The organism is Aeromicrobium terrae, assembly GCF_008039565.1.
Classification (GTDB): domain Bacteria; phylum Actinomycetota; class Actinomycetes; order Propionibacteriales; family Nocardioidaceae; genus Aeromicrobium; species Aeromicrobium terrae.
Map to the genome: position 1 here is coordinate 415956 of NZ_VDUX01000001.1, position 23605 is coordinate 439560.

Annotated in this window: 30 protein-coding genes, 1 tRNA gene and 1 riboswitch; of the genes, 21 read left to right on the forward strand and 10 right to left on the reverse strand. The window is 71.4% G+C overall.

Going from position 1 to position 23605, the window contains the following annotated elements:
- The 3 genes from FHP06_RS02085 to rocD form a co-directional block, all read right to left on the reverse strand.
- Positions 1 to 74, reverse strand: a tRNA-Pro gene (locus FHP06_RS02085).
- Positions 75 to 122: 48 nt separating this feature from the next.
- Positions 123 to 488, reverse strand: coding sequence for an RNA-binding S4 domain-containing protein (locus FHP06_RS02090; protein ID WP_147683299.1), 366 nt, complete (start codon positions 486 to 488; stop codon positions 123 to 125).
- A 1-nt stretch (position 489) separates the two neighbouring features.
- Positions 490 to 1695: an ornithine--oxo-acid transaminase gene (gene rocD, locus FHP06_RS02095; RefSeq protein ID WP_147683301.1), complete on the reverse strand. Its 1206-nt coding sequence runs from the start codon at positions 1693 to 1695 to the stop codon at positions 490 to 492.
- 22 nt (positions 1696 to 1717) lie between these two features.
- On the opposite strand from rocD, the gene FHP06_RS02100 reads away from it, so the two are divergent.
- Genes FHP06_RS02100 through FHP06_RS02115 form a run of 4 tightly spaced genes read left to right on the forward strand, consistent with a single transcriptional unit; the run spans position 1718 to position 5379 of the window.
- Positions 1718 to 2245 carry a hypothetical protein gene (locus FHP06_RS02100; protein WP_147683303.1) on the forward strand — a complete coding sequence of 176 codons (528 nt, stop codon included), beginning with the start codon at positions 1718 to 1720 and terminating at the stop codon, positions 2243 to 2245.
- A gap of 29 nt (positions 2246 to 2274) precedes the next feature.
- Positions 2275 to 2934 (forward strand): YcnI family copper-binding membrane protein, encoded by a 660-nt coding sequence (locus FHP06_RS02105; RefSeq protein WP_147683305.1) that lies wholly within the window; start codon positions 2275 to 2277, stop codon positions 2932 to 2934.
- Positions 2927 to 3424 carry a copper resistance CopC family protein gene (locus tag FHP06_RS02110; protein WP_187271741.1) on the forward strand — a complete coding sequence of 166 codons (498 nt, stop codon included), beginning with the start codon at positions 2927 to 2929 and terminating at the stop codon, positions 3422 to 3424. The genes FHP06_RS02105 and FHP06_RS02110 overlap by 8 nt, the downstream gene beginning before the upstream one ends.
- A complete protein-coding gene (locus tag FHP06_RS02115) occupies positions 3421 to 5379 on the forward strand; it encodes a cytochrome c oxidase assembly protein (protein ID WP_147683308.1) in 1959 nt (652 codons plus the stop codon). Before FHP06_RS02110 ends, FHP06_RS02115 begins: the two co-directional genes overlap by 4 nt.
- A gap of 27 nt (positions 5380 to 5406) precedes the next feature.
- Here the strand turns inward: FHP06_RS02115 and FHP06_RS02120 are convergent, their stop codons facing one another.
- Positions 5407 to 6024 (reverse strand): superoxide dismutase, encoded by a 618-nt coding sequence (locus FHP06_RS02120; RefSeq protein ID WP_187271742.1) that lies wholly within the window; start codon positions 6022 to 6024, stop codon positions 5407 to 5409.
- A gap of 169 nt (positions 6025 to 6193) precedes the next feature.
- Here FHP06_RS02120 and FHP06_RS02125 point away from each other — a divergent pair, with 169 nt between their 5' ends.
- The 10 genes from FHP06_RS02125 to gcvP all read left to right on the forward strand — a co-directional run bounded on the left by FHP06_RS02125 (position 6194) and on the right by gcvP (position 14623).
- Positions 6194 to 6754, forward strand: coding sequence for a CDP-alcohol phosphatidyltransferase family protein (locus FHP06_RS02125; protein WP_147683311.1), 561 nt, complete (start codon positions 6194 to 6196; stop codon positions 6752 to 6754).
- A 16-nt stretch (positions 6755 to 6770) separates the two neighbouring features.
- On the forward strand, positions 6771 to 7568 hold the full coding sequence (locus FHP06_RS02130; RefSeq protein ID WP_147683313.1) for a DUF881 domain-containing protein: 798 nt from the start codon (positions 6771 to 6773) through the stop codon (positions 7566 to 7568).
- Positions 7565 to 7897 carry a small basic family protein gene (locus FHP06_RS02135; RefSeq protein WP_147683315.1) on the forward strand — a complete coding sequence of 111 codons (333 nt, stop codon included), beginning with the start codon at positions 7565 to 7567 and terminating at the stop codon, positions 7895 to 7897. The genes FHP06_RS02130 and FHP06_RS02135 overlap by 4 nt, the downstream gene beginning before the upstream one ends.
- Positions 7890 to 8609: a DUF881 domain-containing protein gene (locus tag FHP06_RS02140; protein WP_147683317.1), complete on the forward strand. Its 720-nt coding sequence runs from the start codon at positions 7890 to 7892 to the stop codon at positions 8607 to 8609. Before FHP06_RS02135 ends, FHP06_RS02140 begins: the two co-directional genes overlap by 8 nt.
- A 42-nt stretch (positions 8610 to 8651) precedes the next feature.
- A complete protein-coding gene (gcvH, locus tag FHP06_RS02145) occupies positions 8652 to 9029 on the forward strand; it encodes a glycine cleavage system protein GcvH (protein WP_147683319.1) in 378 nt (125 codons plus the stop codon).
- An 82-nt stretch (positions 9030 to 9111) separates the two neighbouring features.
- Positions 9112 to 9552 carry an FHA domain-containing protein gene (locus FHP06_RS02150; protein ID WP_147683321.1) on the forward strand — a complete coding sequence of 147 codons (441 nt, stop codon included), beginning with the start codon at positions 9112 to 9114 and terminating at the stop codon, positions 9550 to 9552.
- Positions 9549 to 10268 (forward strand): transcriptional regulator FtsR, encoded by a 720-nt coding sequence (gene ftsR / locus FHP06_RS02155; RefSeq protein WP_222706320.1) that lies wholly within the window; start codon positions 9549 to 9551, stop codon positions 10266 to 10268. The genes FHP06_RS02150 and ftsR overlap by 4 nt, the downstream gene beginning before the upstream one ends.
- Before the next feature lie 4 nt (positions 10269 to 10272).
- A complete protein-coding gene (locus FHP06_RS02160; RefSeq protein WP_147683322.1) occupies positions 10273 to 10740 on the forward strand; it encodes a bifunctional nuclease family protein in 468 nt (155 codons plus the stop codon).
- 264 nt (positions 10741 to 11004) lie between these two features.
- Positions 11005 to 11586, forward strand: a complete 582-nt coding sequence (locus FHP06_RS02165) for a MerR family transcriptional regulator (RefSeq protein ID WP_147683324.1) — start codon at positions 11005 to 11007, stop codon at positions 11584 to 11586.
- A 47-nt stretch (positions 11587 to 11633) separates the two neighbouring features.
- Positions 11634 to 11721: riboswitch (glycine riboswitch) on the forward strand.
- 76 nt (positions 11722 to 11797) lie between these two features.
- Positions 11798 to 14623 carry an aminomethyl-transferring glycine dehydrogenase gene (gene gcvP, locus FHP06_RS02170; protein ID WP_147683325.1) on the forward strand — a complete coding sequence of 942 codons (2826 nt, stop codon included), beginning with the start codon at positions 11798 to 11800 and terminating at the stop codon, positions 14621 to 14623.
- A 1-nt stretch (position 14624) separates the two neighbouring features.
- Here gcvP and FHP06_RS02175 read toward each other — a convergent pair whose 3' ends face one another.
- Complete coding sequence (locus FHP06_RS02175; RefSeq protein WP_147683327.1) at positions 14625 to 15638, reverse strand: AraC family transcriptional regulator; 1014 nt, start codon at positions 15636 to 15638, stop codon at positions 14625 to 14627.
- A gap of 44 nt (positions 15639 to 15682) precedes the next feature.
- On the opposite strand from FHP06_RS02175, the gene FHP06_RS02180 reads away from it, so the two are divergent.
- Positions 15683 to 15937, forward strand: coding sequence for a DUF4242 domain-containing protein (locus FHP06_RS02180; RefSeq protein WP_147683329.1), 255 nt, complete (start codon positions 15683 to 15685; stop codon positions 15935 to 15937).
- Here FHP06_RS02180 and FHP06_RS02185 read toward each other — a convergent pair.
- From FHP06_RS02185 to sigK, 3 genes are read right to left on the reverse strand one after another with little or no spacing between them, the layout of a single operon-like run.
- Entirely contained in the window at positions 15921 to 16673 is a 753-nt protein-coding gene (locus FHP06_RS02185; RefSeq protein ID WP_147683330.1) for an alpha/beta fold hydrolase, read from the reverse strand. The two genes, FHP06_RS02180 and FHP06_RS02185, sit on opposite strands and share 17 nt — an antisense overlap.
- Before the next feature lie 16 nt (positions 16674 to 16689).
- Positions 16690 to 17394 carry an anti-sigma factor gene (locus tag FHP06_RS02190; protein ID WP_147683332.1) on the reverse strand — a complete coding sequence of 235 codons (705 nt, stop codon included), beginning with the start codon at positions 17392 to 17394 and terminating at the stop codon, positions 16690 to 16692.
- Positions 17391 to 17990, reverse strand: a complete 600-nt coding sequence (sigK, locus tag FHP06_RS02195; protein ID WP_230973377.1) for an ECF RNA polymerase sigma factor SigK — start codon at positions 17988 to 17990, stop codon at positions 17391 to 17393. The genes FHP06_RS02190 and sigK overlap by 4 nt, the downstream gene beginning before the upstream one ends.
- A 114-nt stretch (positions 17991 to 18104) precedes the next feature.
- Here sigK and FHP06_RS02200 point away from each other — a divergent pair, with 114 nt between their 5' ends.
- The 4 genes from FHP06_RS02200 to FHP06_RS02215 all read left to right on the forward strand — a co-directional run bounded on the left by FHP06_RS02200 (position 18105) and on the right by FHP06_RS02215 (position 20609).
- Positions 18105 to 19301, forward strand: coding sequence for an acyl-CoA dehydrogenase family protein (locus FHP06_RS02200; RefSeq protein ID WP_147683334.1), 1197 nt, complete (start codon positions 18105 to 18107; stop codon positions 19299 to 19301).
- Positions 19298 to 19663 carry a hypothetical protein gene (locus FHP06_RS02205; protein ID WP_147683336.1) on the forward strand — a complete coding sequence of 122 codons (366 nt, stop codon included), beginning with the start codon at positions 19298 to 19300 and terminating at the stop codon, positions 19661 to 19663. Before FHP06_RS02200 ends, FHP06_RS02205 begins: the two co-directional genes overlap by 4 nt.
- Positions 19656 to 20051, forward strand: a complete 396-nt coding sequence (locus FHP06_RS02210) for a hypothetical protein (RefSeq protein WP_147683338.1) — start codon at positions 19656 to 19658, stop codon at positions 20049 to 20051. The genes FHP06_RS02205 and FHP06_RS02210 overlap by 8 nt, the downstream gene beginning before the upstream one ends.
- Positions 20052 to 20228: 177 nt before the next feature.
- Positions 20229 to 20609, forward strand: a complete 381-nt coding sequence (locus FHP06_RS02215) for an SRPBCC family protein (protein WP_147683339.1) — start codon at positions 20229 to 20231, stop codon at positions 20607 to 20609.
- Here the strand turns inward: FHP06_RS02215 and cobA are convergent.
- Both cobA and FHP06_RS02225 read right to left on the reverse strand, forming a co-directional pair.
- Positions 20551 to 21759 (reverse strand): uroporphyrinogen-III C-methyltransferase, encoded by a 1209-nt coding sequence (gene cobA / locus FHP06_RS02220; RefSeq protein ID WP_147683341.1) that lies wholly within the window; start codon positions 21757 to 21759, stop codon positions 20551 to 20553. The two genes, FHP06_RS02215 and cobA, sit on opposite strands and share 59 nt — an antisense overlap.
- Positions 21760 to 21775: 16 nt before the next feature.
- Positions 21776 to 22579: a phosphoadenylyl-sulfate reductase gene (locus tag FHP06_RS02225; protein WP_456236632.1), complete on the reverse strand. Its 804-nt coding sequence runs from the start codon at positions 22577 to 22579 to the stop codon at positions 21776 to 21778.
- Positions 22580 to 22740: 161 nt separating this feature from the next.
- On the opposite strand from FHP06_RS02225, the gene FHP06_RS15840 reads away from it, so the two are divergent.
- Both FHP06_RS15840 and FHP06_RS02230 read left to right on the forward strand, forming a co-directional pair.
- Positions 22741 to 22884, forward strand: coding sequence for a GPGG-motif small membrane protein (locus FHP06_RS15840; RefSeq protein WP_187271743.1), 144 nt, complete (start codon positions 22741 to 22743; stop codon positions 22882 to 22884).
- A gap of 44 nt (positions 22885 to 22928) precedes the next feature.
- On the forward strand, positions 22929 to 23549 hold the full coding sequence (locus tag FHP06_RS02230) for an L-threonylcarbamoyladenylate synthase (RefSeq protein WP_147683343.1): 621 nt from the start codon (positions 22929 to 22931) through the stop codon (positions 23547 to 23549).
- The last annotated feature ends 56 nt before the right edge of the window (positions 23550 to 23605 follow it).

Genomic DNA, 23605 nt, shown 5'->3' on the forward strand with positions numbered 1-23605 from the left:
TCGGGCTGACAGGATTTGAACCTGCGACCCCGTGACCCCCAGTCACGTGCGCTACCAAACTGCGCCACAGCCCGTGTACCAGCGGCAACCCTATCTCAGGTCGAGGCGGGAGCGCGCACGGGTCACCGTCCGCGGAACCGGTCCAGGCGGCGGCGGTCGCGCTTCGTCGGACGGCCGGCTCCGGGGTCGCGTCGCGGCATCACGGGCCGCTCGGCGCGGGGCGGTGGAGGAGGGGAGTGGTCCTCGAAGCACGCGGCGGCGACGGCCGCCCCGACCCGCTTGCTGATCACGCGCTGCACGACCACGACGCGCTGACCGCCCGGCGTGGTCGCCTCGATCCGGTCGCCCACGTGGACGGGCTGCGCAGGCTTGGCGCGGGAGCCGTTGACGTGCACCAGACCGCCACGGCAGGCTGCCGTGGCCGCGGACCGCGTCTTGTACAGGCGCACGGCCCACACCCAGGCGTCGGCGCGAGCCGTGTCGGCCACGTCAGGCCTTGAGCGCGGCCGCGAGGGCGTCGATCGCGTGGTCGATCTCCTCCCGGGTGATCACCAGCGGGGGAGCGATGCGCAGCGTGCGCTCGTGCGTCTCCTTGCAGAGCACGCCCTGGTCCCGCAGCGCCATGGAGACCTCGCGCCCGGTCTTGTTGGTGGGGTCGATGTCGACGCCCGCCCAGAGGCCACGCCCGCGGACAGCGGCGATGCCGAGCCCGGTGAGGTCGTTCAGCCGCTGGTGCAGGTGCGCGCCGAGCTCGGCCGACCGCTCCTGGAAGTCGCCCTTGTCCAGCAGCTCGACGACGGCACGGCCGACGGCGCACGCCACCGGGTAGCCGCCGAACGTGGAGCCGTGCTGGCCGGGCTTCAGGACGCCCAGGACGTCGCGGCGGCCGACCACGGCGGACACGGGCACGATGCCGCCGCCGAGGGCCTTGCCGAGCGTGTAGAGGTCGGCCCGGACACCCTCGTGGTCGAGCGCGAACAGCTCGCCGGTACGGGCGAGACCCGACTGGATCTCGTCGGCGATCATCAGCACGTTGTTCTCGTCGCACGCCTCGCGGACGGACGCCCAGAAGCCCTCCGGCGGGACGATGACGCCGGCCTCGCCCTGGATGGGCTCCATCAGCACGGCGGCGGTGTTGGGACCGATGGCGGCGCGGACCGCGTCGGCGTCGCCGTAGGGCACGGTCACGAAGCCGGGCGTGAAGGGCCCGTAGTTGTCGTGGGCCACCGGGTCGTCGGAGAAGGACACGATGGTGGTGGTGCGGCCGTGGAAGTTCCCGGCGGCCACGATGATCTCGGCGGAGTCGAACTCGACGCCCTTCACCTCGTACGCCCACTTGCGGGCCACCTTGATCGCCGACTCTACGGCCTCCGCGCCCGTGTTCATCGTGAGCACCATCTCGGTGCCGGTGAGCGTCGCCAGCTCCTCACAGAACAGGCCGAACTGGTCGTTGTGGAACGCGCGCGACGTGAGGGTCAGCCGGTCGAGCTGCTCGTGCGCCGCGCGGATGAGATCAGGGTGCCGGTGACCGAAGTTCAGGGCCGAGTACCCCGAGAGGAAGTCGAGGTACCGGTTGCCGTCGACGTCGGTGACCCAGGCGCCCTCCGCCTCGGAGATCACGACGGGCAGCGGGTGGTAGTTGTGGGCTCCCCACTGCTCGTCCCGAGTGATGTAGTCGCCTGAAACGGTAGCCATGACGCCAGGCTATCCTCGGGCCGTGCCCAGCCCACAACCTCAGAGCGTGCTCGGTCCACGGACGTGGCCCGTCCGGACGCTCCGAGGGGCCGCGGCGGCCCTCGTGGTCACCGCGCTGGCCGCTGGAGCGCACCTGACGGCAGGCGGCCGGGCCCGGCCCGAGGTGCTGCTCGCGGTGCTGATCGGTGCCTGGGTGGCGTCCACCGCCCTCGCCTCGCGACGCCTCACCACGGCCCAGCTCGTCGGCCTCCTGGTGCTCGGCCAGGTCGTCGTGCACACGCTCGGCACCACCGAGCCGGCGTCGGGGCGCGACCTCGCGATGCTGCTCGCCCACGTCACCGGCACCGCCGCCAGCGCATGGGTCCTGCGCCGCGGCGAGGACCTCCTGTCCACGGTCGCCGACCGGCTCGTGCTGCGCTACGCGTCGCCCATCGTGGCCGGGGTCTCCGTGCCAGACCACGTCGCGGCGGTCACCGGTTCCTGGACGCCCACCGGTTCACGTCGAGTCCACGACGCCGAGGAACGAGGACCACCGGTCGGCGCTCGCTGACCCATCCACCTCGTCCTCGAAGGAACCTCATGTCACGTACCCCTGCGCGGCTGTGCGCTGCGCTGTTCTCGTCCGCCCTGGTCCTGGTCGCCTCCGCGGCCTCGGCCCACGTCACCGTCTCGTCGCCCGACGCCGCTCCCGGAGGCTTCGGGAAGATCGTCTTCCGGGTGCCCACGGAGTCGCCGGACGCCTCCACCACCAAGGTCCGCATCACCCTGCCGAAGGACACGCCGTTCGCGTTCGTGAACGCCCAGGCCAAGCCCGGCTGGACGGTCGACGTGAAGGAGGAGAAGCTCGCGAAGCCGACGAAGGTCGGCGACTCCACCCTCACGAAGGCCGTCCGGACGGTCACCTGGACGGCGACCGGCGACGGCATCGCCCCCGGGGAGTTCGACGAGTTCGCCCTGTCCGGAGGCCCGTTCCCGGACGACGTGAAGACGCTCCGCTTCGACGCCGAGCAGACCTACTCCGACGGCGAGATCGTCGCGTGGGACCAGGTCGGTCGCGACGGCGGCGAGCCGGAGCACCCGGCCCCGACGCTCACCCTGGCGGTGGCCACCGACGACCAGGCGTCCGACGACGCCGAGTCCGGCTCGGACGGGACGACGCGGACGCTGGCGATAGCCGCGCTCGCGCTGGCCGCGGTCGGACTCGTGCTGACGCTGCGTCAGAATCGACAGCGTGCGTAGATCCCTCGTCGTCCTGCTCGCCGGAGCGGTGGTCCTGCTGGCCGCCGCGCCGGCGAGCGCGCACGCCTCGTTGATCCGCACCAGCCCGGCGGACGGCTCGAAGGTCGCCACCGCACCCCGCGCGGTGGCGCTGACGTTCAGCGAGAACGTCGGCTCGGCGTTCGTGGCCGTCACCGCGCCAGACGGCTCACCGGTGCGGACGTCGCAGGTCCGGGCCGTCGACGAGAAGGTCACCGCGTCGGTCGCGGCCACCGACCAGCGCGGCCGCTACACACTCGCGTACCGCGTCGTCTCGGCCGACGGCCACCCGGTCTCCGGCAGCGTCACGTTCACGACCACCACCGGACGCACGGTGACCCAGGCCGACGCGCCGGCCGAGAAGTCCTTCGTGCACCGCCACCGGTCCCACCTGGTGATCGGGATCCTCGCCGGCCTCGTGGCCATCGGGCTGATCCTCGCGCCGCTCCTGCGACGGAGGACGAGCTCATGAGCCGCGCGACGCGCCTCGTGCTGACCGGTCTCGGCATCGGCGTCCTCGTCATGGTCGCCGCCCTCGAGATCGGCCAGGGTGCCCCGCAGCCGTCCCCGCCCGGCATCCCGGACCCGGGGTCGTTCGTCGGCTGGGCGCTGCCGACCGCGACCTTCCTGTCCCGGCTGTGCGGCGTCGCGGTCATCGGCTTCCTGCTCGCCCCCGTGTTCCTGCTGCCCAGCACGCGCGACGAGGCAGAAGGTCTCTCGATCACGTCGGTCCACGTCGCCGGCCGCTGGGCCTGGGGCTGGGCCGCGACGTCGCTGGCCGTCTTCGTGCTCACCGTCAGCGACGTCTTCGCGCGACCGCTGACCGATCTCTCGCCGCGGCTGGTGTCCTCCCTCGCGTTCGAGACGTCCCTGGGCCGCGCCCTGCTGGTCCAGGCGGGCGTGGCTGTCGTCCTCGCGGTCGCCTGCCGCTGGACCCTCGGGCTGCGCGCGCTGGCCCTCTGGCTGGGCGTCGCGCTGGCCGCCCTGCTGCCGGTCTCGCTCACCGGTCACTCCTCGAGCGCCGACTCGCACGACCTCGCCACCACGAGCCTGTTCCTCCACGTCGTCGGCATCTCGCTCTGGGTGGGCGGGCTCGTGGCGCTCGGCTGGGTCGCCGTGCGGGGGAGCAAGCGCCTGCCGGAGGCGGTGCAGCGCTACTCGACGCTCGCCCTCTGGGCGTTCGGAGTGGTCGCCGCGTCCGGGGTCGCGAACGCGTCCGTGCGGCTCGTCGGCTGGGGTGACGTCTTCGGCACCTGGTACGGCCGACTCGTCGTCGGCAAGGTCGTCGCGCTCGGCATCCTGGCCGGGTTCGGCTGGGCCCAGCGCCGCCGGATCATCCGGCAGGGGACCGGCTTCCTGCGGCTGATGGCGTCGGAGGTCATGGTCATGGCCGCCACCATCGGCCTGGCCGTCGCCCTCGGCCGCACGCCGACGCCCGCGAGCGAGGTCGTGCCCACGCGAGCGGAGGAGCTGATCGGCGGGTCGATGCCGGCCGCGCCGAGTGTCAGCCGCTTCATCCTCGGCTTCGAGCCGACCGGCGTCGCGCTCGCCGTCGTGGGCCTCGGCTTCGCGCTCTACCTCAAGGGCCTGCTCGTGCTCCGGCGCCGGGGCGACGCGTGGCCGGTCGGACGCACCGTCTCCTGGTACGTCGGCCTGCTGGTCGTCGCCTGGGCCGGCTTCGGCGGGCTCGGGCAGTACTCGCACGTGCTCTTCAGCGCCCACATGGTGTCGCACATGATGCTGTCGATGGTCGCGCCGATCTTCCTCGTCCTCGGCGCCCCGATCACGCTGGCGCTGCGCACGCTGCCCGGACCGCGCCGTCCGGGCGAGGTGTCGCCCCGCGGGATGCTGACGGCCGTCCTGCACTCCCGGTTCGTGCGCCTCGTCACCCATCCGCTGGTGGGCCCGGCGCTGTTCATCGGCAGCCTGTTCGGCCTGTACTTCACCCCGGTCTTCGGCGACCTCATGGACAGCCACTGGGGCCACGCCGCCATGCAGCTGCACTTCCTCGGCGTCGGGGCGCTGTACTTCTACGTCCTGGTCGGGGTGGACCCGTCGCCGCGGCAGCTGCAGCCCATCGTGCGGTTCGGCCTGCTGCTCGTGACCATCCCGTTCCACGCGTTCTTCTCGATCGCGGTGATGTCGTCCAACACCGTCATCGCCGGCGACTACTGGCGCGCGATCGACCGCCCGTACGCCACCGACCTGCTGCACGACCAGTACGTCGGCGGCAGCATCTCCTGGGCCATGGGCGAGATCCCGCTGCTCCTCGTGATGGGCGCGATCTTCGTGCAGTGGATCCGGTCCGACGCGCGGGAGGCACGACGCCTCGACCGCGCCGCCGACCGGGACGAGGACGCCGAGCTCGCCGCCTACAACGCGCGGCTCCGCGATCTCGCCGAGCATGGAAAACGGCGGGAACCCTGAGGTTCCCGCCGTTCTCGCTGGTTCAGCTCAGAAGAGCACCTGGCCGCCGCCGGTGGCCGCGGTGAAGCGCTCCTGGGCGTCGGCCCAGTTGGCGATGTTCCAGAACGCCTTGACGTAGTCGCCCTTGACGTTGAGGTAGTCGAGGTAGAACGCGTGCTCCCACATGTCGAGCTGGGAGATCGGGATCAGCGTCGCCGGGATGTTGCTCTGCTGGTCGTAGAGCTGCACGATGACGAGCTTCTGGCCGAGCGTGTCCCACGCGGTGATCGCCCAGCCGGACCCCTGGATGCCGAGCGCGGTGGCCTCGAACTGCGCGCGGTAGGCGTCGAACGAGCCGAAGTGCTCGTCGATCGCCGCGCCGAGCTCGCCGTCGGGCTTGTCGCCGCCCTCGGGGGAGAGGTTCTTCCAGAAGATCGAGTGGTTGATGTGGCCGCCGAGGTTGAACGCGAGGTTCTTCTCGAGCAGGTTGATCGTGTCGAAGGACTCCGAGGCGCGCGCCTCCTCGAGCTTCTCGAGGGCGGTGTTCAGGCCGTTGACGTAGTTCTGGTGGTGCTTGCTGTGGTGCAGCTCCATGATCTGACCCGAGATGTGGGGATCAAGGGCACCGTAGTCGTACGGCAGGTCGGGCAGTGAGTAGTCAGCCACGCATCCTCCTCGGCAAAGTGTTGAGTTCTCCTGCCAGTCTGTCAGTCTCGTCCGAGGAAGCAAGACCGGGTCGGGCACCGGCACGCCCAGGCTGATCCGGGGGCCGAGGTCGCTACTCTTGTCCGAGCATTTCCAGCGAGAGGAAACCCCGGTGCTCGAGGACAGGATCATGACGATCCCGAACCTGCTCAGCGTGGTTCGACTCGTCCTCGTCCCCGTCTTCCTGTGGCTCGTCCTCGGGCCGGAGCAGGACGAGCTGGCGCTGCTGGTGCTGATCCTGTCGGGCGTCACCGACTACCTGGACGGCAAGCTCGCCCGCCAGCTCAACCAGACGTCCACGCTCGGCGCGATCCTCGACCCCGTCGCGGACCGCCTGTTCATCCTCGCGGTCGTGATCGGCCTGTGGATGCGCGACATCATCCCGTGGTGGCTGGCGGTCATCCTCCCGCTCCGCGACGTCTTCCTGTTCAGCCTCGTGCCGTTCCTGCGCACGCGCGGCTACAGCTCGCTGCCCGTCCACTTCCTCGGCAAGGCCGCCACCGCCGGCCTGCTCTACGCCTTCCCTCTGCTCCTGCTCGGCGACGGTGAGGGCACGATCGCCGACCTCGCCGACGTCTTCGGCTGGGCGTTCGCCATCTGGGGCGTCGGGCTCTACTGGTGGGGCGGGGTGCTGTACGCGTTCCAGGTCCGCCGCCTCATGGTCACGACTCCGCGGGTCACCGCGTCCTGACGGCGGGGGAGACACCGTGACTCACCCGGCCGGGGCGGTGCGCGAGGCCACGAGCCTGCTGGGCCAGATCGCCGACACGGCGCTCGACGACGACTACTACGTCTTCCGGGGCTCCGACGCGCCGCGGACGCGGTGGGACGGCGCCTGGGTCGCCGTGCTCATCGTCCTGTTCGCGATCATCATGACCGCGGCGGCGGTGCAGACGCGGGAGGACCGCCCCGCGACCGAGCTGGAGCGCCGCACGCTGGCGCAGGACATCGAGGCGCGCCGCCAGGTGCTGGAGTCGCGCCAGAGCACGGCCTCGGAGCTCCGCGACGAGGTCGAGTCGCTCCGGGCGTCGGCCGCCCGCGTCGACCCGCGCACGGAGGACCTGCGACTCGTCGCCGCCGACGTCCCGGCCGAAGGTCCGGGCATCGTCGCCACCGCCTCGGGCAGCCCCGACGACGTGGTGGGCGGCCGGATCAGCGACAACGACCTGCAGCTCCTGGTCAACGGGCTCTGGTACGCCGGCGCCGAGGCGATCGCCGTCAACGGCAACCGGCTCGGCTCGCTGTCGTCCATCCGCACGGCGGGCGACGCGATCACCGTGAACTTCCGCTCCATCGGCCCGCCGTACACCGTCATCGCCCTCGGCGACCCCGACACCCTGACCGAGCGGTTCTCCGAGAACCAGGGCGGCGCCTATTGGGAGGCGCGGGCCAAGAGCTCGGGACTCCGTCTCTCCATGACACCATCGTCCGAGGTCTCCGTGCCCGCCGTCCCGGCCGGCCGGCTCGACCTGAAGCACGCGACCGCGCTGGAGGTGGACCGATGATCCCGGTGATCGGGCTCGTGATCGGCGTCGGCGTGGGGCTCTGGATGCAGCCCACCGTGCCGCTGTCGCTCCAGCCGTACCTGCCGATCGCCATCGTCGCCGCGCTGGACGCCGTCGTCGGCGCCCTCCGCGCCCTCGGCGAGAAGCGCTTCGACGACCGGGTGTTCGTCGTTTCCTTCATCTCCAACGTGGTCATCGCCGCGGCCATGGTCTTCCTGGGCGACCAGCTCGGCGTCGGGTCACAGCTCTCCACGGGAGTCATCGTCGTCCTCGGCATCCGTATCTTCGCCAACGCCGCGGCCATCCGCCGCAGGATCTTCCATGCCTGACGTGAAGGGTCCGCTCGCTCGGCTGCGCCGCTGGTCCACGCCGACCACGCCGCACCTGGCCGTCGGCGTGCTCATCGGCCTGCTCGGCTTCGGGATCACCGTCCAGGTCGGTCAGGACGAGGAGACCGACTACTCCTCGGTGCGCGGCGTGGAGCTGGTGGAGCTGCTGAAGTCGATCGACGCCGCCAACGAGCGCCTCGCCGGCCAGATCGACGACCTCACGGCCACACGGAACGACCTGCAGAACAGCACCCAGCGCTCGGCGGAGGCCGAGCAGCAGGCACGCAAGCGGGCGGAGCAGCTGGCCATCCTCGCCGGGTCCGCCGGCGCGAGCGGCCCCGGAGTCGTGGTCACCATCCGCGACCCGGAGAAGGCCGTCTCGGCCGGGCAGCTCCTGGACGCGATCGAGGAGCTCCGCGACGCGGGCGCCGAGGCCATCGTGATCAACGGCACCGCCCGGGTCGTCGCCCAGACGTACTTCCTCGACGACGAGGGCTCCATCCGGGTCGGCGGCCGCGAGATCAAGCGACCGTTCGTCATCGAGGCCATCGGCGACCCGGACACCATGGCGGAGGCGGTACGGTTCCGCGGCGGGCTCATCGACCGCATCGCGAACGTGGGCGGAACGGCCACGGTCACGGAGAAGAAGAAGCTGACGATCACGGCTCTGGCCGACGTCAAGAGCCCCGAGTACGCTCAACCCACATCCTGACCCGGCGGCATCGAGCCGGGCCGAAACGCGCAAGGAGCAGCGGTGATCCCAGAGGACCTGTACTACAGCGAGGAGCACGAGTGGGTGCGGGTCGACGACGACGTCGCCACCGTCGGGATCACCGACTACGCCCAGGAGCAGCTCGGGGACATCGTCTACGTCGACCTCCCGCAGGTGGGGGAGAAGCTCGAGGCCGGCGCCGTCATCGGCGAGCTGGAGTCCACCAAGTCGGTGAGCGACGTCTTCTCCCCGCTGAGCGGCGAGGTCGTCGCCCGCAACGACTCCCTGGACAGCGGTCCGGAGGTCATCAACTCCGACCCGTACGGCGAGGGCTGGCTGCTCAAGGTCCGTCCGGCCGACGAGGACCCCACGGAGTCTCTGCTCACGCCCGAGGCCTACGGAGCACTCGTCGAGCAGTGATCGTTTCCGCCCGGTGGTGACGTTCCCGGATGCTAGGTTGGACACGTCGCCAGCACGCCGAACCCCGCAGGAGTGATCGCCGATGTCATCGCCCGATGACGCCGCCCGGCCGGGCCCGCCGGCGGAGCAGACCACGCACATCCCGTTGATCGATGCGGACACCGAGGAGATGTCGGCGAGCGACGTCGACGCGGTCGAGAACCTCCCCGCCGGCAGCGCGATGCTGCTGGTGCAGCGCGGCCCCGACGCGGGCGCGCGGTTCCTGCTGGACACCGACGTCGTGACCGTCGGCCGGCCCCCCGACAGCGACATCTTCCTCGACGACATCAGCGTGTCCCGCCGGCACGCCACCTTCAGCCGGTCGGCCGACGGGTACGTCGTCGCCGACCTCGGCAGCCTCAACGGCACCTACGTCAACCGCGACCGCATCGACGCGGACGTCAACCTCACCGGCGGCGACGAGGTGCAGATCGGCAAGTACCGGTTGATCTACTTCGCCGGGGCATCGAAGGGCCAGGCGTGACCGAGGCCGAGGCCCTGCCGGAGCTGGGCATCGGCAAGGTCCTGGAGGAGCTGAGAGGCGAGTTCCCGACGCTCTCCATCAGCAAGATCCGCTACCTGGAGGACCAGGAGCTCATCCAGCCCAAGCGCACGCCCGCCGGCTACCGCAAGTTCACGTTCGGCGACGTCGAGCGCCTGCGCTTCGTCCTGCGCCAGCAGGCCGCCCCCAACTTCTGGCCGCTGAGCCACATCCGTCAGGTCCTCGACGAGATGGACCGCGGCCTGGTGCCGGACGCCACCGTCGGCCGCACGTCGCGGGTGCCGCAGCTGCGGCTCGCCGAGGACGGGCTGCCGTCCGCGGAGACGTTCCGGGAGGGTCGCAGCCAGCTGCGCCTCAGCCGAGAGGAGCTGCTCGAGTCGTCCGGCCTGGACGGCGACGTCCTGGACGCGGTGGAGGAGTTCGGCCTCATCACGCGCCGCCCCACGCAGACCTACTACGACGGCGCCGACCTCCAGGTCGCGTCACTCGTCGCGGAGTTCGCCGAGCTCGGCCTGGAGCCTCGGCACCTGCGGCACTTCGGCACGGCGGCCGACCGCGAGGCCGGACTGATCGACCAGGTCGTCACGCCGCGCTCCCGCACCCAGGACCCGGACGCCGCGGCCGAGACGGTGGCGGCGCTCGCCGCGCTCTCGGTCCGGCTGCACACCGTCCTGGTGCTGAATCGACTCCGCGGCTGAGCCGATGCGTGAGGTCGAGGTCGTCGGGGTGAGGGTGGAGATGCCCACCAACCAGCCCTTGGTGCTCCTGCGGGAGCTGGAGGGCAACCGCTACCTCCCGATCTGGATCGGCGCCGTGGAGGCGTCGGCCATCGCGTTCGCCCAGCAGGGCACCCAGACACCGCGACCGCTCACCCACGAGCTCATGCAGCGCCTCGTCACCGCGCTGGGCGACGAGCTGCACGAGGTGAGCATCGACGACCTCGACGAGGGCGTCTTCTTCGCCACCCTGCACTTCGAGTCCGGTGCGCAGGTCGAGGCCCGGCCGTCCGACTCCATCGCCCTGGCCCTCCGCACCGGCGCCCGCATCGTGTGCGCGGAGGACGTCCTGGACGCCGCCGGCATCACCTCGACACGCGAGGAGGACGAGGAAATCGAGAAGTTCCGCGAGTTCCTCGACGAGGTCGAGCCCGAGGACTTTGAGGCGCCCTGAGCGCGCGCAGCGCGCGAACGGGCGACTCAGGCTAGCGAAGCGGGAGCGCGTCGCGCCGCAGGCGCCCGTTGCGAAGCCTGGTGAGCGGCCACGACGACCCAGCTCCAAGCCTCAACATGAGGTTGAGACTTCGCGACACGCCGAGGCGCACGCTGGGTCGTTGACCCGCCAAACCCTCACCCTTACCTTGAGACTGCTGCCGGATGACCACGGATGTAGTTTCGTGGAGGTAGTCTTCCCCATACGACCTCTGGAAGGCACACCATGATCGAGCGACGCGACGACGCTCCAGAGTCCACGGCCGCCGCGGCATCCGCGGGGGACCAGGGCCTTCTCTTCAACGATGACCTCGCCCCGATGCCGGAGGACACCGGCTTCCGCGGCCCCACGGCGTGCAGCGCCGCAGGCATCACCTACCGGCAGCTCGACTACTGGGCCCGCACCAAGCTCGTGGAGCCCACGGTGCGCTCGGCCACCGGCTCGGGTACCCAACGGCTGTACTCGTTCAAGGACATCCTGCTGCTCAAGATCATCAAGCGTCTCCTCGACGCCGGCGTCTCGCTGCAGCAGATCCGCGTCGCCATCGACCACCTCCGCTCGCGCGGCACCGACGACCTCACCCAGGTCACGCTGATGAGCGACGGCGCCAGCGTCTACGAGTGCCGCTCGGCGGACGAGGTCGTCGACCTCCTCCAGGGCGGCCAGGGCGTCTTCGGCATCGCCATCGGCGGTGTCTGGAAGGAGATCGAGGGGTCGCTCCACGAGCTGCCCAGCGAGCGCGCCATGGAGATCCCGGCGGCCGACGACGAGCTCGCCGCTCGCCGACGCGCCCGTCTCGGCAGCTAGAACCCGGCCAGGTTCCGCAGGACGGTCGGGTAGGCTGTTCCTGCTGTCGAACGCGCGTGGGAGAGTCCGCACACGCGGCGCCGAAGGGGCAATTCCTCCCCGGAACCTCTCAGGCACCCGGACCACGCGAGCGAGGCGATTCTGGAGCGACGTCCCCCGGACGGCGTGACAGAAGGGGAGGGGAGCAGCCCTCGACCCCTCCGGAGACGCCATGAGCAGCCAGACCGATCCGTTCGTCCGCCGCCACATCGGGCCGCGTCCGGCCGACCAGCAGCAGATGCTGTCGACGCTCGGGTACGAGTCGCTCGACGCGCTCATGCAAGCCGCCATCCCGGCGGGCATCCGTCAGGACCTGGACGGGCTGCCGGCCGCGCTGAGCGAGGCGGAGGCGCTGTCGACGCTGCGCGAGCTTGCCGAGCGGAACCGGCCGGGCGTCGCGATGATCGGCCTCGGCTACCACCCGACCATCACGCCGGCCGTCATCCGGCGGAACGTGCTCGAGGACCCCAGCTGGTACACCGCGTACACGCCGTACCAGCCCGAGATCTCCCAGGGCCGGCTCGAGGCGCTGCTGAACTTCCAGACGATGGTCGCCGACCTCACCGGCCTGACCACGGCGAACTCCTCGCTCCTCGACGAGGGCACGGCCGCCGGTGAGGCGCTCACGCTGATCCGCCGGGCCACCAAGGGCAAGGACGGCCAGCCGGTCGTCATCGACGCCGGTCTCCTGCCGCAGACGCAGGCCGTGATCGCGACGCGTGCCGAGGCGATGGGCATCGAGCTCGTCACGGCCGACCTGGCAGACGGCGTGCCCGACGTGGAGGCCGCGGGCATCGTCATCGCCTACCCGCGCGCCGACGGCCGGATCGTCGATCCGTCCCCGGCCATCGAGGCTGCGCACGCGACGGGCGGTCTCGCCGTCGTCGTGGCCGATCCGCTCGCGCTGGTCCTCCTGACGTCGCCCGGCTCGCTCGGAGCCGACGTCGTCGTCGGGTCCTCGCAGCGGTTCGGCGTCCCGATGTTCTACGGCGGCCCGCACGCGGGCTTCATGGCGGTTCGCGAGGGCCTGGAGCGGCACCTCCCGGGACGCCTGGTCGGTGTCTCGGTCGACTCCGCGGGGCGTCCGGCCTACCGGCTCGCGCTGCAGACCCGTGAGCAGCACATCCGCCGTGAGAAGGCCACGTCCAACATCTGCACCGCGCAGGTCCTGCTCGCCGTGGCGGCGTCGATGTATGCCGTCTACCACGGCCCGGACGGGCTGCGCCGCATCGCCGAGCACGTCAACGCGCAGGCCCGTGCCCTCGCGGCGGGCCTGACCGCCGGTGGCGTGGAGCTGGTCTCCGACACGTTCTTCGACACTGTCGTCGCCCACGTGCCGGGACGCGCTGCCGACGTGGTGAAGGCCGCGCACGCCGACGGCATCCACCTGCGCCACGTCGACGACGACCACGTCGGCATCACGACGGCGGAGACCACCACCGATGCCCACGTCGCCCAGGTGCTGGCCGCATTTGGACTGGAGCAGTCAGATGCGACGGGGGCCGCTTCTCTACCTCAGGCGCTGGTGAGAACAGACGAGGTCCTACAGCACCCCGTCTTCCACGAGCACCGCAGCGAGACGCAGATGCTGCGCTACCTGCGCAAGCTCAGCGACCGCGACTACGCGCTCGACCGCGGGATGATCCCGCTCGGCTCCTGCACGATGAAGCTGAACGCGGCCGCGGAGATGGAGCCGATCAGCTACCCGGGCTTCGCCGACCTGCACCCGTTCGTGCCCGCCGAGGACGCCGGCGGGATGATCGAGCTGGTCGAGACGCTCGAGTCCTGGCTCGCCACCGTCACCGGCTATGCGGGCGTGTCCATCCAGCCGAACGCCGGCTCCCAGGGCGAGCTGGCGGGCCTGCTCGCGATCCGCGGCTATCACCGCAGCCGCGGCGACGACCACCGCGACGTCTGCCTGATCCCCGGGTCTGCGCACGGCACCAACGCCGCCTCGGCCGTGATGGCGGGCATGCGCGTCGTGATCGTGAAGTCGTCGGAGCGCGGTGAGGTCGACCTCGACGACCTGCGCGGCCAGTGCGAGGCGCACGCCGACGACCTCGCGGCGATCATGGTGACCTACCCGTCCACGCACGGCGTGTACGAGCACGGCATCCGCGAGCTCTGCGACATCGTCCACGAGCACGGCGGCCAGGTGTACGTCGACGGCGCCAACCTGAACGCCCTGCTCGGCCACGCCCAGCCGGGTCAGTTCGGCGGCGACGTCTCGCACCTGAACCTGCACAAGACGTTCTGCATCCCGCACGGCGGCGGCGGCCCGGGCGTCGGTCCGGTCGCGGTGGCCGAGCACCTGGTGCCGTTCCTGCCCAGCCACCCGCTGCACCCGGTGGCCGACCGGCGCGAGGGCATCGGCGCCATCAGCGCGGCGCCGTACGGCTCGGCCGGCATCCTGCCGATCCCGTACGCCTACATCGCGATGATGGGCACCGACGGGCTGACCGAGGCCACCTCCGTCGCGGTGCTGTCGGCCAACTACGTGGCCAAGCGGCTGGAGAGCGCGTTCCCCGTGCTCTACGCCGGCGACCACGGGCTCGTGGCCCACGAGTGCATCCTCGACGTCCGTCCGAGCGTCAAGGCGGCTGGGCTGAGCGTCGACGACGTCGCCAAGCGCCTGATCGACTACGGCTTCCACGCGCCGACGATGAGCTTCCCGGTGGCCGGCACGCTGATGGTCGAGCCCACGGAGTCCGAGGACCTCGGCGAGCTCGACCGGTTCTGCGACGCGATGCTCGCGATCCGCTCCGAGATCGACGCCGTCGCGGCGGGGGAGCACCCGGCCGACGACAACCCGATGGCGAACGCACCCCACACGGCGCGCGAGCTCGTCGACTGGTCGCACGGGTACCCGATCGCCACGGGCTGCTTCCCGAGCGGGTCCACCGATGACAAGTACTGGCCGCCGGTCGGCCGCATCGACCAGGCGTACGGCGACCGCAATCTCGCGTGCTCCTGCCCGCCGGTGGAGGCGTTCGCCTGAGCTAGTGCGGGCGCTGGACGCGCCACACGCTCGGCGACGCGCCGTGCGCCCGCTTGAACGCGCGGCTGAACGCCTCCTCGGACTGGTAACCGACCCGTCGGCCCACGGCGGCGACGCCGAGGTCGGACGTCCGCAGCAGGTTGGCGGCGACGTGCATGCGCCAGCCGGTCAGGTAGCGGATCGGGGCCAGGCCGAGCACCTCGCGGAACCGCTCGTCGAGCAGGGACGCCGAGACGCCAGCCTCGCGGGCCAGGCTGGTGACGTCCCACTTCTTCTCCGGCGAGCCGTGGACCGCTGCCAGTGCCGGCGCGAGCACCGGGTCGCGGAGCGCACGGGCCCACCCGTGGTCGGAGCCGGGCGTGCTCGCCAGGTGCAGCCTCAGCACCTCGACCAGCAGCAGCTCGGGGATCGACGTGGGTGACGCGACCCGGTCGTCGGCCACCTGCGCCGTCTGCTGGAGGGCGAAGTCGATGCTGGCGCGCACCCAGTCCCGGGCAGGCCCTGGCGGGGGAGTGACGACGAAGACGGAGGGGAACACCCGCATGCGCGGGCTGAACAGCGGATCGTCGCAGGCCAGGTAGCCGCAGACGACGTTCGTGGTGCGACCGCCCTCGCCGTGCCGGATGACCGGCATGGTGTCCCAGGGCGGCGGCTGCAGCAGGGTGCTGATGGAGACCGTGCTCGCCGGGGCAGAACCGCCCATCCGGTGCTGGTCGTTGTAGGGCAGGACGATGACGTCGCCCTCGTTCGCCCAGTGGCGGTCGCTGTCGTTCGTCTCGATCCAGCACCGGCCAGACGCGACGACGTGGAACAGCAGGACCTGGGGCGCATCGGGCGCCAGGATCGTCGCGACACCGTTGGACGGCAGGGACTCGTAGGCCCAGCTCTCGCTGTACTCGCCGCGCAGGAAGATGGCGCCCTCCAGGTGGAGGTCGTCGAGCAGGGGGCCGAGAGCCGTGGGTTCCCGGTCAGGTACGGCGGCCGGAGAGTCATTCCCGGCCAGTGTCCCCGGCATGAGACTGAGTGTGACAGAACCCGTCACCTCTGAAGGAGAACGCCATGCCCCTCTTCATGGATGTCCACGAGAGCCTGCCGGACGGCGCCACCGCCACCGACGTGGCCAACGCACACAAGGCCGACCTGGAGACCCAGGCCCAGTACGGCGTCGACTACCGGAGCTACTGGGTCGACGAGGCGAACGGCAAGGTGTTCTGCCTGGTCGAGGCCCCCGACGCCGACGCCGCGATCACCGTCCACCGCGAGGCTCACGGGCTCGTGGCGGACAAGATCTACGAGGTCACTGCGGGCCAGTAGCGCCCCACCAGTCGACGATGCGGTCGACGACCGGTGCGGGTGTCTTCGCCCAGCCGACGTGGTGCGTCGTCCCTCCTTCGGGGACGGCGCTCCGCTCGTAGGTCCAGCGGGTGAGGGCGTGCGGGTCGACCAGCTGGTCGACGAACCGCTGGGTGGCCGGCAGGCGGGCGTAGGTGTCGCCCTCGAGGTCGATCACGAGCGTCGGCGTCGTGATGGTCTCGGGCACGTCGAACGGCGGGCGTCCCGTCCGGACCATGTGCGCCCACTCGCGCATCAACGTGGCGGCCCCGGGCGCCCCGAACAGCGGCTTCGGGACGAATCCGCGGACGCGAGCCGCGGCGGTGATCGCGGTGCTCATCGCAAGCAGCGGCAGCCCGCCCTGCGGGTAGTGGCGGAAGTACGGCAGGGACGCCCCGACGACCACGAAGGCGTCCGTGGGGTCGTGGTGGAGCTGGTGCCCGGCGCCCATCTGCGCCCCGAGACTGTGGCCCAGGAGCACCACTGGACGCTCCGGCTGCTCGGACCGCGCCTTCGCCACAGCGTCCGCGATGGTGCCGATCTCGTCCGCGTACGACCAGTCGTTCGACCGCGACGCCGGAGCGTCGTCCCGCTCGAACCCGCGACGAGGGAGCGCGACAGCGTCCCAGCCGCGCTCCTCGATCGCCGTGGTGACCGCGCGGTAGAACCGCGACGGGACCGACATGGCCGACGAGATCAGGACGACGGGGTTGGTCACCCCCACATTCTGCTGGTCAGATCGACGCCGACAGGATCGGGTCCGACGTGGGAGTCTTCGAGCCACCCTTGGGCTCGACGGTCACCGCCAGCGCGTCGACACCCTTGATGCCGTCCACGAGCATCATCCCAGGGCCGCGGCCCATGACGCCGGCCGACGTGGTGCGACCGTCGTGGACGGTCCACAGCTGGTACACCTGGTCCGACCGCAGGGCGCGCAACGAGGTGCCCACCACGACGGCGGCGTCGTGCGACGGGGACGAGATCACGCGCACGGAGGCGCCTCCCGTTGACGCGTCGACGGACATCGCCGCGTCTGACGAGGTCAGCACCGCGACCATCTCGTCGCGCTCGGCGCGGAGGTCGTCGGCCTTCTGGTGCTCGTTGACGAACCCGGCGATGCTCACCGCGGCGACGACGGCTGCCGCCGCGACGGCGATCCGCGGCAGGGCGCGGCGGAGGCGGCTGCGCTGGGCCATCGCGGTGACCACCGGTCGCTCCTGCGGCGTGGTGGCCGCCATCGCCATCAGCCGGTCACGAAGCTCGGGGGGAGGGGTCTCGGCCTGGGCGCCGCCGATGCGGCTGGCGGTCTCCGCGAAGCCGCCCAGCTCGGACCGGCACAGCTCGCACTGGGCCAGGTGGGCCTCGAAGACGTTGCGCTCGTCCGGCTCGAGCGCGTCGAGGACGTACGGAGCCAGCAGGTGGTGGATGTCAGTCGTCATGACTCGACTCCCATGCAGTCGCGCAGACGGACCAGGCCGTCGCGCATCCGGGTCTTGATGGTGGACGTGTTCGCGCCGAGGACCTCGGCGGTCTCCGCGTAGGTGTAGCCCTGGAAGTAGGCGAGCGTGATCGCCTCGTGCTGCAGCTCGGTCAGGCCCTCCATGCAGCGGCGGACCTGCTCGTGCTCGAGCCTCAGGCTGACGGTCTCGTCGACGACGTCGTGGTCGGGGCCGGGGGTCCAGTCGTAGGTGCGCTCGCGGTTGGTGGCCGACTGGTCGCGGCGCACGGCGTCCACCGCGCGCCGGTGGGCGAGGGTGAGCACCCAGCTCTTCGCGCGGCCACGCGCCGGGTCGAAGCGTGCGGCCGTCTGCCAGACCTGGAGGAAGACCTCCTGGGCGACCTCCTCGGCACGCGCAGGGTCGCGGATGACGCGACGGGCGAGTCCGTAGACCGAGCTCCCGAGGGAGTCGTAGAGCGCGCCGAACGCGGCGTCGTCGCCGCGGGCGACCCGCTGGAGGAGCTCGTCGTCGCCTGGTGGCGACGTCGGCTCCGCGGCCACGCCGAGGTGGCGGTTGCTCCTGCTCGCTGCGGGCACGCGGACTCCTGTGGGACGGGGGTTCACCTGGGGTTCGTCGCCGATGCCCCGAGGGATGGGTCTGAGCCCGTTCGGGTCACCAGGCTACGCGGCGACGCCGGTACCGTGGACCCCATGAGCTCCACCGCACGGCCGGCGTTCGACCGGCTCGATCCGTTGTCCCTCGACGACCTGCTCAGCGCCGAGGAGATCGCCATCCGCGACACCGTCCGCTCGGTGCTCGCCGACCGGGTCCAGCCGCAGGTCGCGGGCTGGTTCGAGCGCGGCGAGGTGGAGAAGCCGCGCGAGCTGATCCGCACGTTCGGCGAGCTGGGTCTGCTAGGCATGCACCTCGACGGATACGGCCTTCCCGGGCTGTCCTCGGTGGACTACGGCCTCGCCTGCGTCGAGCTCGAGGCGGTCGACTCCGGCGTGCGCTCGATGGTCTCGGTGCAGGGCTCGCTCGCGATGTTCGCGATCTGGCGTTTCGGCTCGGAGGAGCAGAAGCAGCAGTGGCTCCCGCCCATGGGCACCGGGGAGGCCGTCGGCTGCTTCGGCCTGACAGAGCCCGACCATGGGTCCGACCCCGGCAGCATGCGCACCCGTGCCCGCAAGGACGGCGGCGACTGGATCCTCGACGGCACGAAGATGTGGATCACGAACGGCTCGATCGCCGACGTCGCGGTCGTGTGGGCCCAGACCGAGGAGGGGATCCGCGGCTTCGTGGTTCCCACCGACACGCCCGGCTTCACCGCCAACACGATCAAGCACAAGATGTCGCTGCGCGCGTCCGTGACGTCGGAGCTGGTGCTCGAGGGCGTGCGCCTGCCGGCCGACGCCGCGCTGCCCGACGTCACCGGGCTGAAGGGCCCGTTGTCCTGCCTCACCGAGGCGCGCTACGGCATCGTCTGGGGCGCCCTGGGCGCCGCTCGCTCGTCGTACGAGACGGCGCTGGAGTACTCCCGCACCCGGCAGCAGTTCGGGCGGCCGATCGGCGGGTTCCAGCTCACGCAGGCGAAGCTCGCCGACATGTGCCTGGAGCTGCACAAGGGTCTCCTGCTCGCACTGCACCTGGGCCGCCGCAAGGACTCGGTGGGGCTCACGCCGGAGCAGGTCAGCTTCGGGAAGCTCAACAACGTCCGCGAGGCGCTGGACATCTGTCGCACGGCGCGCACCATCCTGGGCGCCAACGGCATCTCGCTGGAGTACCCGGTGATCCGGCACATGAACAACCTCGAGTCCGTGCTCACGTACGAGGGCACCGTCGAGATGCACGCGCTGGTCCTGGGCCAGGCCCTGACCGGCGAGAACGCGTTCGGCGCCCAGCGGTGAACGAGACCGTCGTCAACGCGATCGCGCTGCTCGCGGTCGCGGTCGCCGCCCACGCGGCGTGGCACACGCTGCGCGACGCCCCGTTCAGCAACCCGCTGTTCTACTCGGTGGCGGCCCTGGAGGTGGCGCTCCTCGGGCTGCTCATCGGCGGGTCCGTCGCGCTCGGCCGCACCGATCGCGACGTCGACGGCGTGCTGCTGGTCTCGTACCTCGTCACGATCGTGGTGATCCCGCCGGCCGCGGTCCTCTGGGGCATCGCGGAGAAGAGTCGCTGGGGCACCGGCGTGGTGGTCGTCGCGATGCTCACCACCGCCGTCCTCTGCGTCCGCGTCGAGCAGATCTGGGACGCGGTCCGTGTCTGAGCGCGCCTCGACGGCCCACGGGTTCGGCCGCGCGCTGGTGGCCGTCTACGCGGTGTTCGCGGTGGCCGCCTCGGCGCGGTCGATCTTCCAGCTGATCACCAAGGCGGACGAGGCCCCGTTCGCGTACGCCCTGTCAGCCGTCGCCGGCGTGGTCTACGTGGTCGCCACCTACGCGCTGGCCACTGACCACCGGCGGCTCGCGACCGCCACGATCGGTTTCGAGCTGGTCGGCGTGCTGACCGTCGGGGTCCTGTCCCTGGCGGACGAGTCGCTGTTCCCGGACCAGACCGTGTGGTCCGACTTCGGCTCCGGCTACGGCTACGTCCCGCTCGTGCTGCCGTTCGTGGGCCTGTGGTGGCTGCTGCGGAGCCGGGGCGGACATGACTAAGGCCCCGCGCACTCATACCACGCGGGGCCATGACCATTGAATCCCAGGAGCCCCACGAATCCCGGTAGCGACACGGGCCCGTCGCGATACTCGTTCACGTCGCGATGGCACCTCCGTGCGAGCCGTGACCAGGTCTGGGAGGAGCTGGACGCACTCCTGGCCTCCGACGACCCGTTCGTGTGGTGGCCTGGCCTGCGGTCACGGCGCGGCGAGGGCGACGAGATCCACGTGACGGCGAGCAGCCCGGTGGGCTACCGCCTGCGGTTCCGGCTGCACGACCTCGTGGAGACGCCGCGCGACCGGGTGACGCTGCGCTCCGACGGCGACCTCAGCGGAACTGCCACCATGGCGTTCGCCCCGGTGGACGCCGGTCACAGCACGATCGACGTCACCTGGGACGTGGAAGCCACCCCGCGGTGGATGCACGCCACGGAGCGCCTGCTGCGCCCGGTGTTCGTCCTCGCCCACGACGCCGTCATGCGGCGCGGCGAGCGAGCGCTCAACGCGTGGCTGACGTCCAGTGCGGCGAGAGCGTCACGACGTCGCCGACGACGGTGACGGCGGGGGCGCGAGCACCCACCTCGGCGGCCCGTCCGGCGATCGTCGCGAGCGTGCCGACCGTGACGCGCTGGGCGTCGGTCCAGCCGCTCTCGACGACGGCGGCCGGTGCGTCAGGGTCGTGCCCGGCTGCGACGAGCTCCTGGACCGTCGCGGCGAGCCGGGAGATGCCCATCAGCAGCACCAGGGTGTGGGAGCGGTCGTGGGGGAGCGCGCCCAGGCCCTCGTGGCCCGTGACGACGCTGAACCCCTGGGCCACGCCGCGGTGCGTGACCGGGATCCCGGCGGCGGCCGGCACGGAGATCGCGCTCGTGACGCCCGGGACGACCTCCACGTGCACGCCGGCGTCCTCGCAGGCCTGGCGTTCCTCGCCGCCGCGGCCGAAGACGTAGGGGTCGCCGCCCTTCAGGCGGACCACGACCCGCCCGCGCTTGGCGTGCTCGACCAGCAACGCGTTGATCTCGTCCTGGGGCACGGGATGGTGGTCGGGGCGCTTGCCGACGTCGATCACCTCGACGTCGGGGGAGAGCTCCTCGAGCAGCGATGTGGGGGCGAGGCGGTCCACCACGACCACGTCGGCCTCGGCCAGCAGCCGTCGGCCGCGCGCCGTGACGAGACCGGCATCGCCCGGTCCGCCGCCGACGAGGGCGACGAAGCCCTCAGGATGGTGCGTGCGATGCCGGAGCGGCAGCTCACCGGCCTGCAGTGCGGCGGCCACGCCGTCCCGGAGCGACGTCGCGCGCCCGGCGTCGCCGCCCCCGCTGACCGCGATCAGCACGTCGTCGACGCGGGCCACGGCGGGCGCCCAGGCCGTCGCCCGGTCGGGGTCGCCGCCCTTGAGGCACCAGATCTGCCGCGCCTCGGCGTCGGCGGCCACGCGGTCGTCGGTCTCGGCGTCGGCCGTGGCCGTCTGCACGAGCCAGGCGCCGTCGAGGTCGCCCTCGGCGTAGCCGCGCTGCTCCCAGCGGATGCTGCCGCGCTCGGCCAGCTCGGCGAGGGCGGCGGTGACGGTGGGGGAGACGACCGTGAGGTCGGCGCCGGCGTCGAGGAGTGCCCGGGCACGGCGGGCCGCGACGTGACCGCCGCCCACGACGACCACACGACGTCCGGCCACGCGAAGGGTGAGCGGAAGGCTCCCGGAGGTGGTCATGAAGAGGTCCGAGCGGTCAGCCGTGCAGGCCGCACTCGGACTTGTCCAGCCCGGCCCAGCGGCCGGCGCGCGGGTCCTCACCCGGCTCGACGCGGCGGGTGCAGGGCTCGCAGCCGATGGACGGATAGCCGTCGTTCAGCAGCGGGTTGATGACCACGTCGTGCTCCGCGGCGTACGCCAGCAGCTCGTCGAACGTCCAGGCAGCCAGCGGGTTGACCTTGACCATGCTGTTCTTCTCGTCCCACTCCACGAGGGGAGTGCCGGCGCGCAGCCAGGAGTCCTCACGGCGGACGCCGGTGACCCAGACCTCGTAGTCGGCGAGGGTCTCGGCGAGCGGCTCGACCTTGCGCATCTGGCAGCACAGGCCGGGGTCGCGGGAGAACAGGTCCTTGCCGAACTCGGCGTCCTGCTCGGCGACGGTGCGTTTCGGGGTGACGTCGACGACGGTCAGCTGCATCGTGGACTCGACGGCGTCGCGGGTGCCGACGGTCTCGGCGAAGTGGTAACCGGTGTCGAGGAACAGCGTGTCGACCCACGGGAGGTGGCGGGCGACGACGTCGGGGAGGACGGCGTCGGCCATGGAGCAGGCCACCGCGGTGCGGTAGCCGAAGGTCTCGGCGACCCAGGCGAGAACCTCGTCCGCTGTGGCGTCGGCCAGGCGCTCGGAAGCCTCCTCGGCCAGCGCCTTCAGCTCCTCGGGAGAGCGGCGCGGGGCGAGCAGCCCGGGGCGCTGCTGGTGGTGCTCGGCGCGGGCGGCGTCGTGCTCGACCTGGCGCCGGCGCTGGTCCGCCAACGTCAGGACAGGTGCGGTCTCCGTCACGGTCCGCTCCTTCCCGTCGACCTCGTTCTCGAGGATAGACAGCCGCGAGAGCCCGGATATTCCCGTCCACACCGTGGACACCGGCCCCGGACGCTCTCGACAGGCGCCCGGCCACGAGTCGCCCTAGCGTGGTGGATCATCCGAGAAGAGAGGCTCCGAACATGGGCACGATCTTGTTCATCATCGCGGTCATCATCGCGATCTACGGCATCATCCGGATCATCCAGGGCGACATCCTGTGGGGCATCGTCCTCCTCGTCGTGGCGGCGCTCGTGGGCCCCGGCGGCTACAGCATCTTCGGCTAGCGACGCGATTCGGAACGGTGGGAACCGGATCGTAGGGTCGGACCATGGCGCGCTATCTCGACATCCATCCCGACAACCCGCAGCCCCGCACCGTCGCGCAGGCGGTCGAGATCATCCGTGACGGCGGACTCGTCGCGTACCCGACAGACTCCGGATACGCCTTGGGCGCTCAGCTCGGCAACAAGGACGCGCTCGAGCGCATCAAGGCGATCCGGCGGCTCGACGACAAGCACCACTTCACGCTGGTCTGCCGCGACTTCGCCCAGCTGGGCCAGTTCGTGCACATCGACAACGCGGTGTTCCGTGCGGTCAAGCACGCGACGCCCGGGCCGTACACGTTCATCCTGCCGGCCACCCCGGAGGTCCCGCGGCGGCTGCTGCACCCGAAGAAGCGCACGGTGGGCGCCCGGATCCCCGATCACGCGGTCGTGCAGGCGCTCCTCGCCGAGCTGGGGGAGCCGTTGCTCTCCAGCTCGCTGATCCTGCCCGGCCACGAGGAGGCCATGACTCAGGGCTGGGAGGTCAAGGAGGAGCTCGACCAGGCCGTGGATGCGGTGATCGAGTCCGGCGAGGTCACCGCCGAGCCCACCACGGTGATCGACTTCCTCGACGGCGTGCCCGAGGTGGTGCGCGAGGGCGCGGGTGACGTCGCCGCGTTCGCGTAGCGAGACATCCGTCCAACTTTTTCCCGATCTGGGCCCACGGCGCAACGATTCGTCGC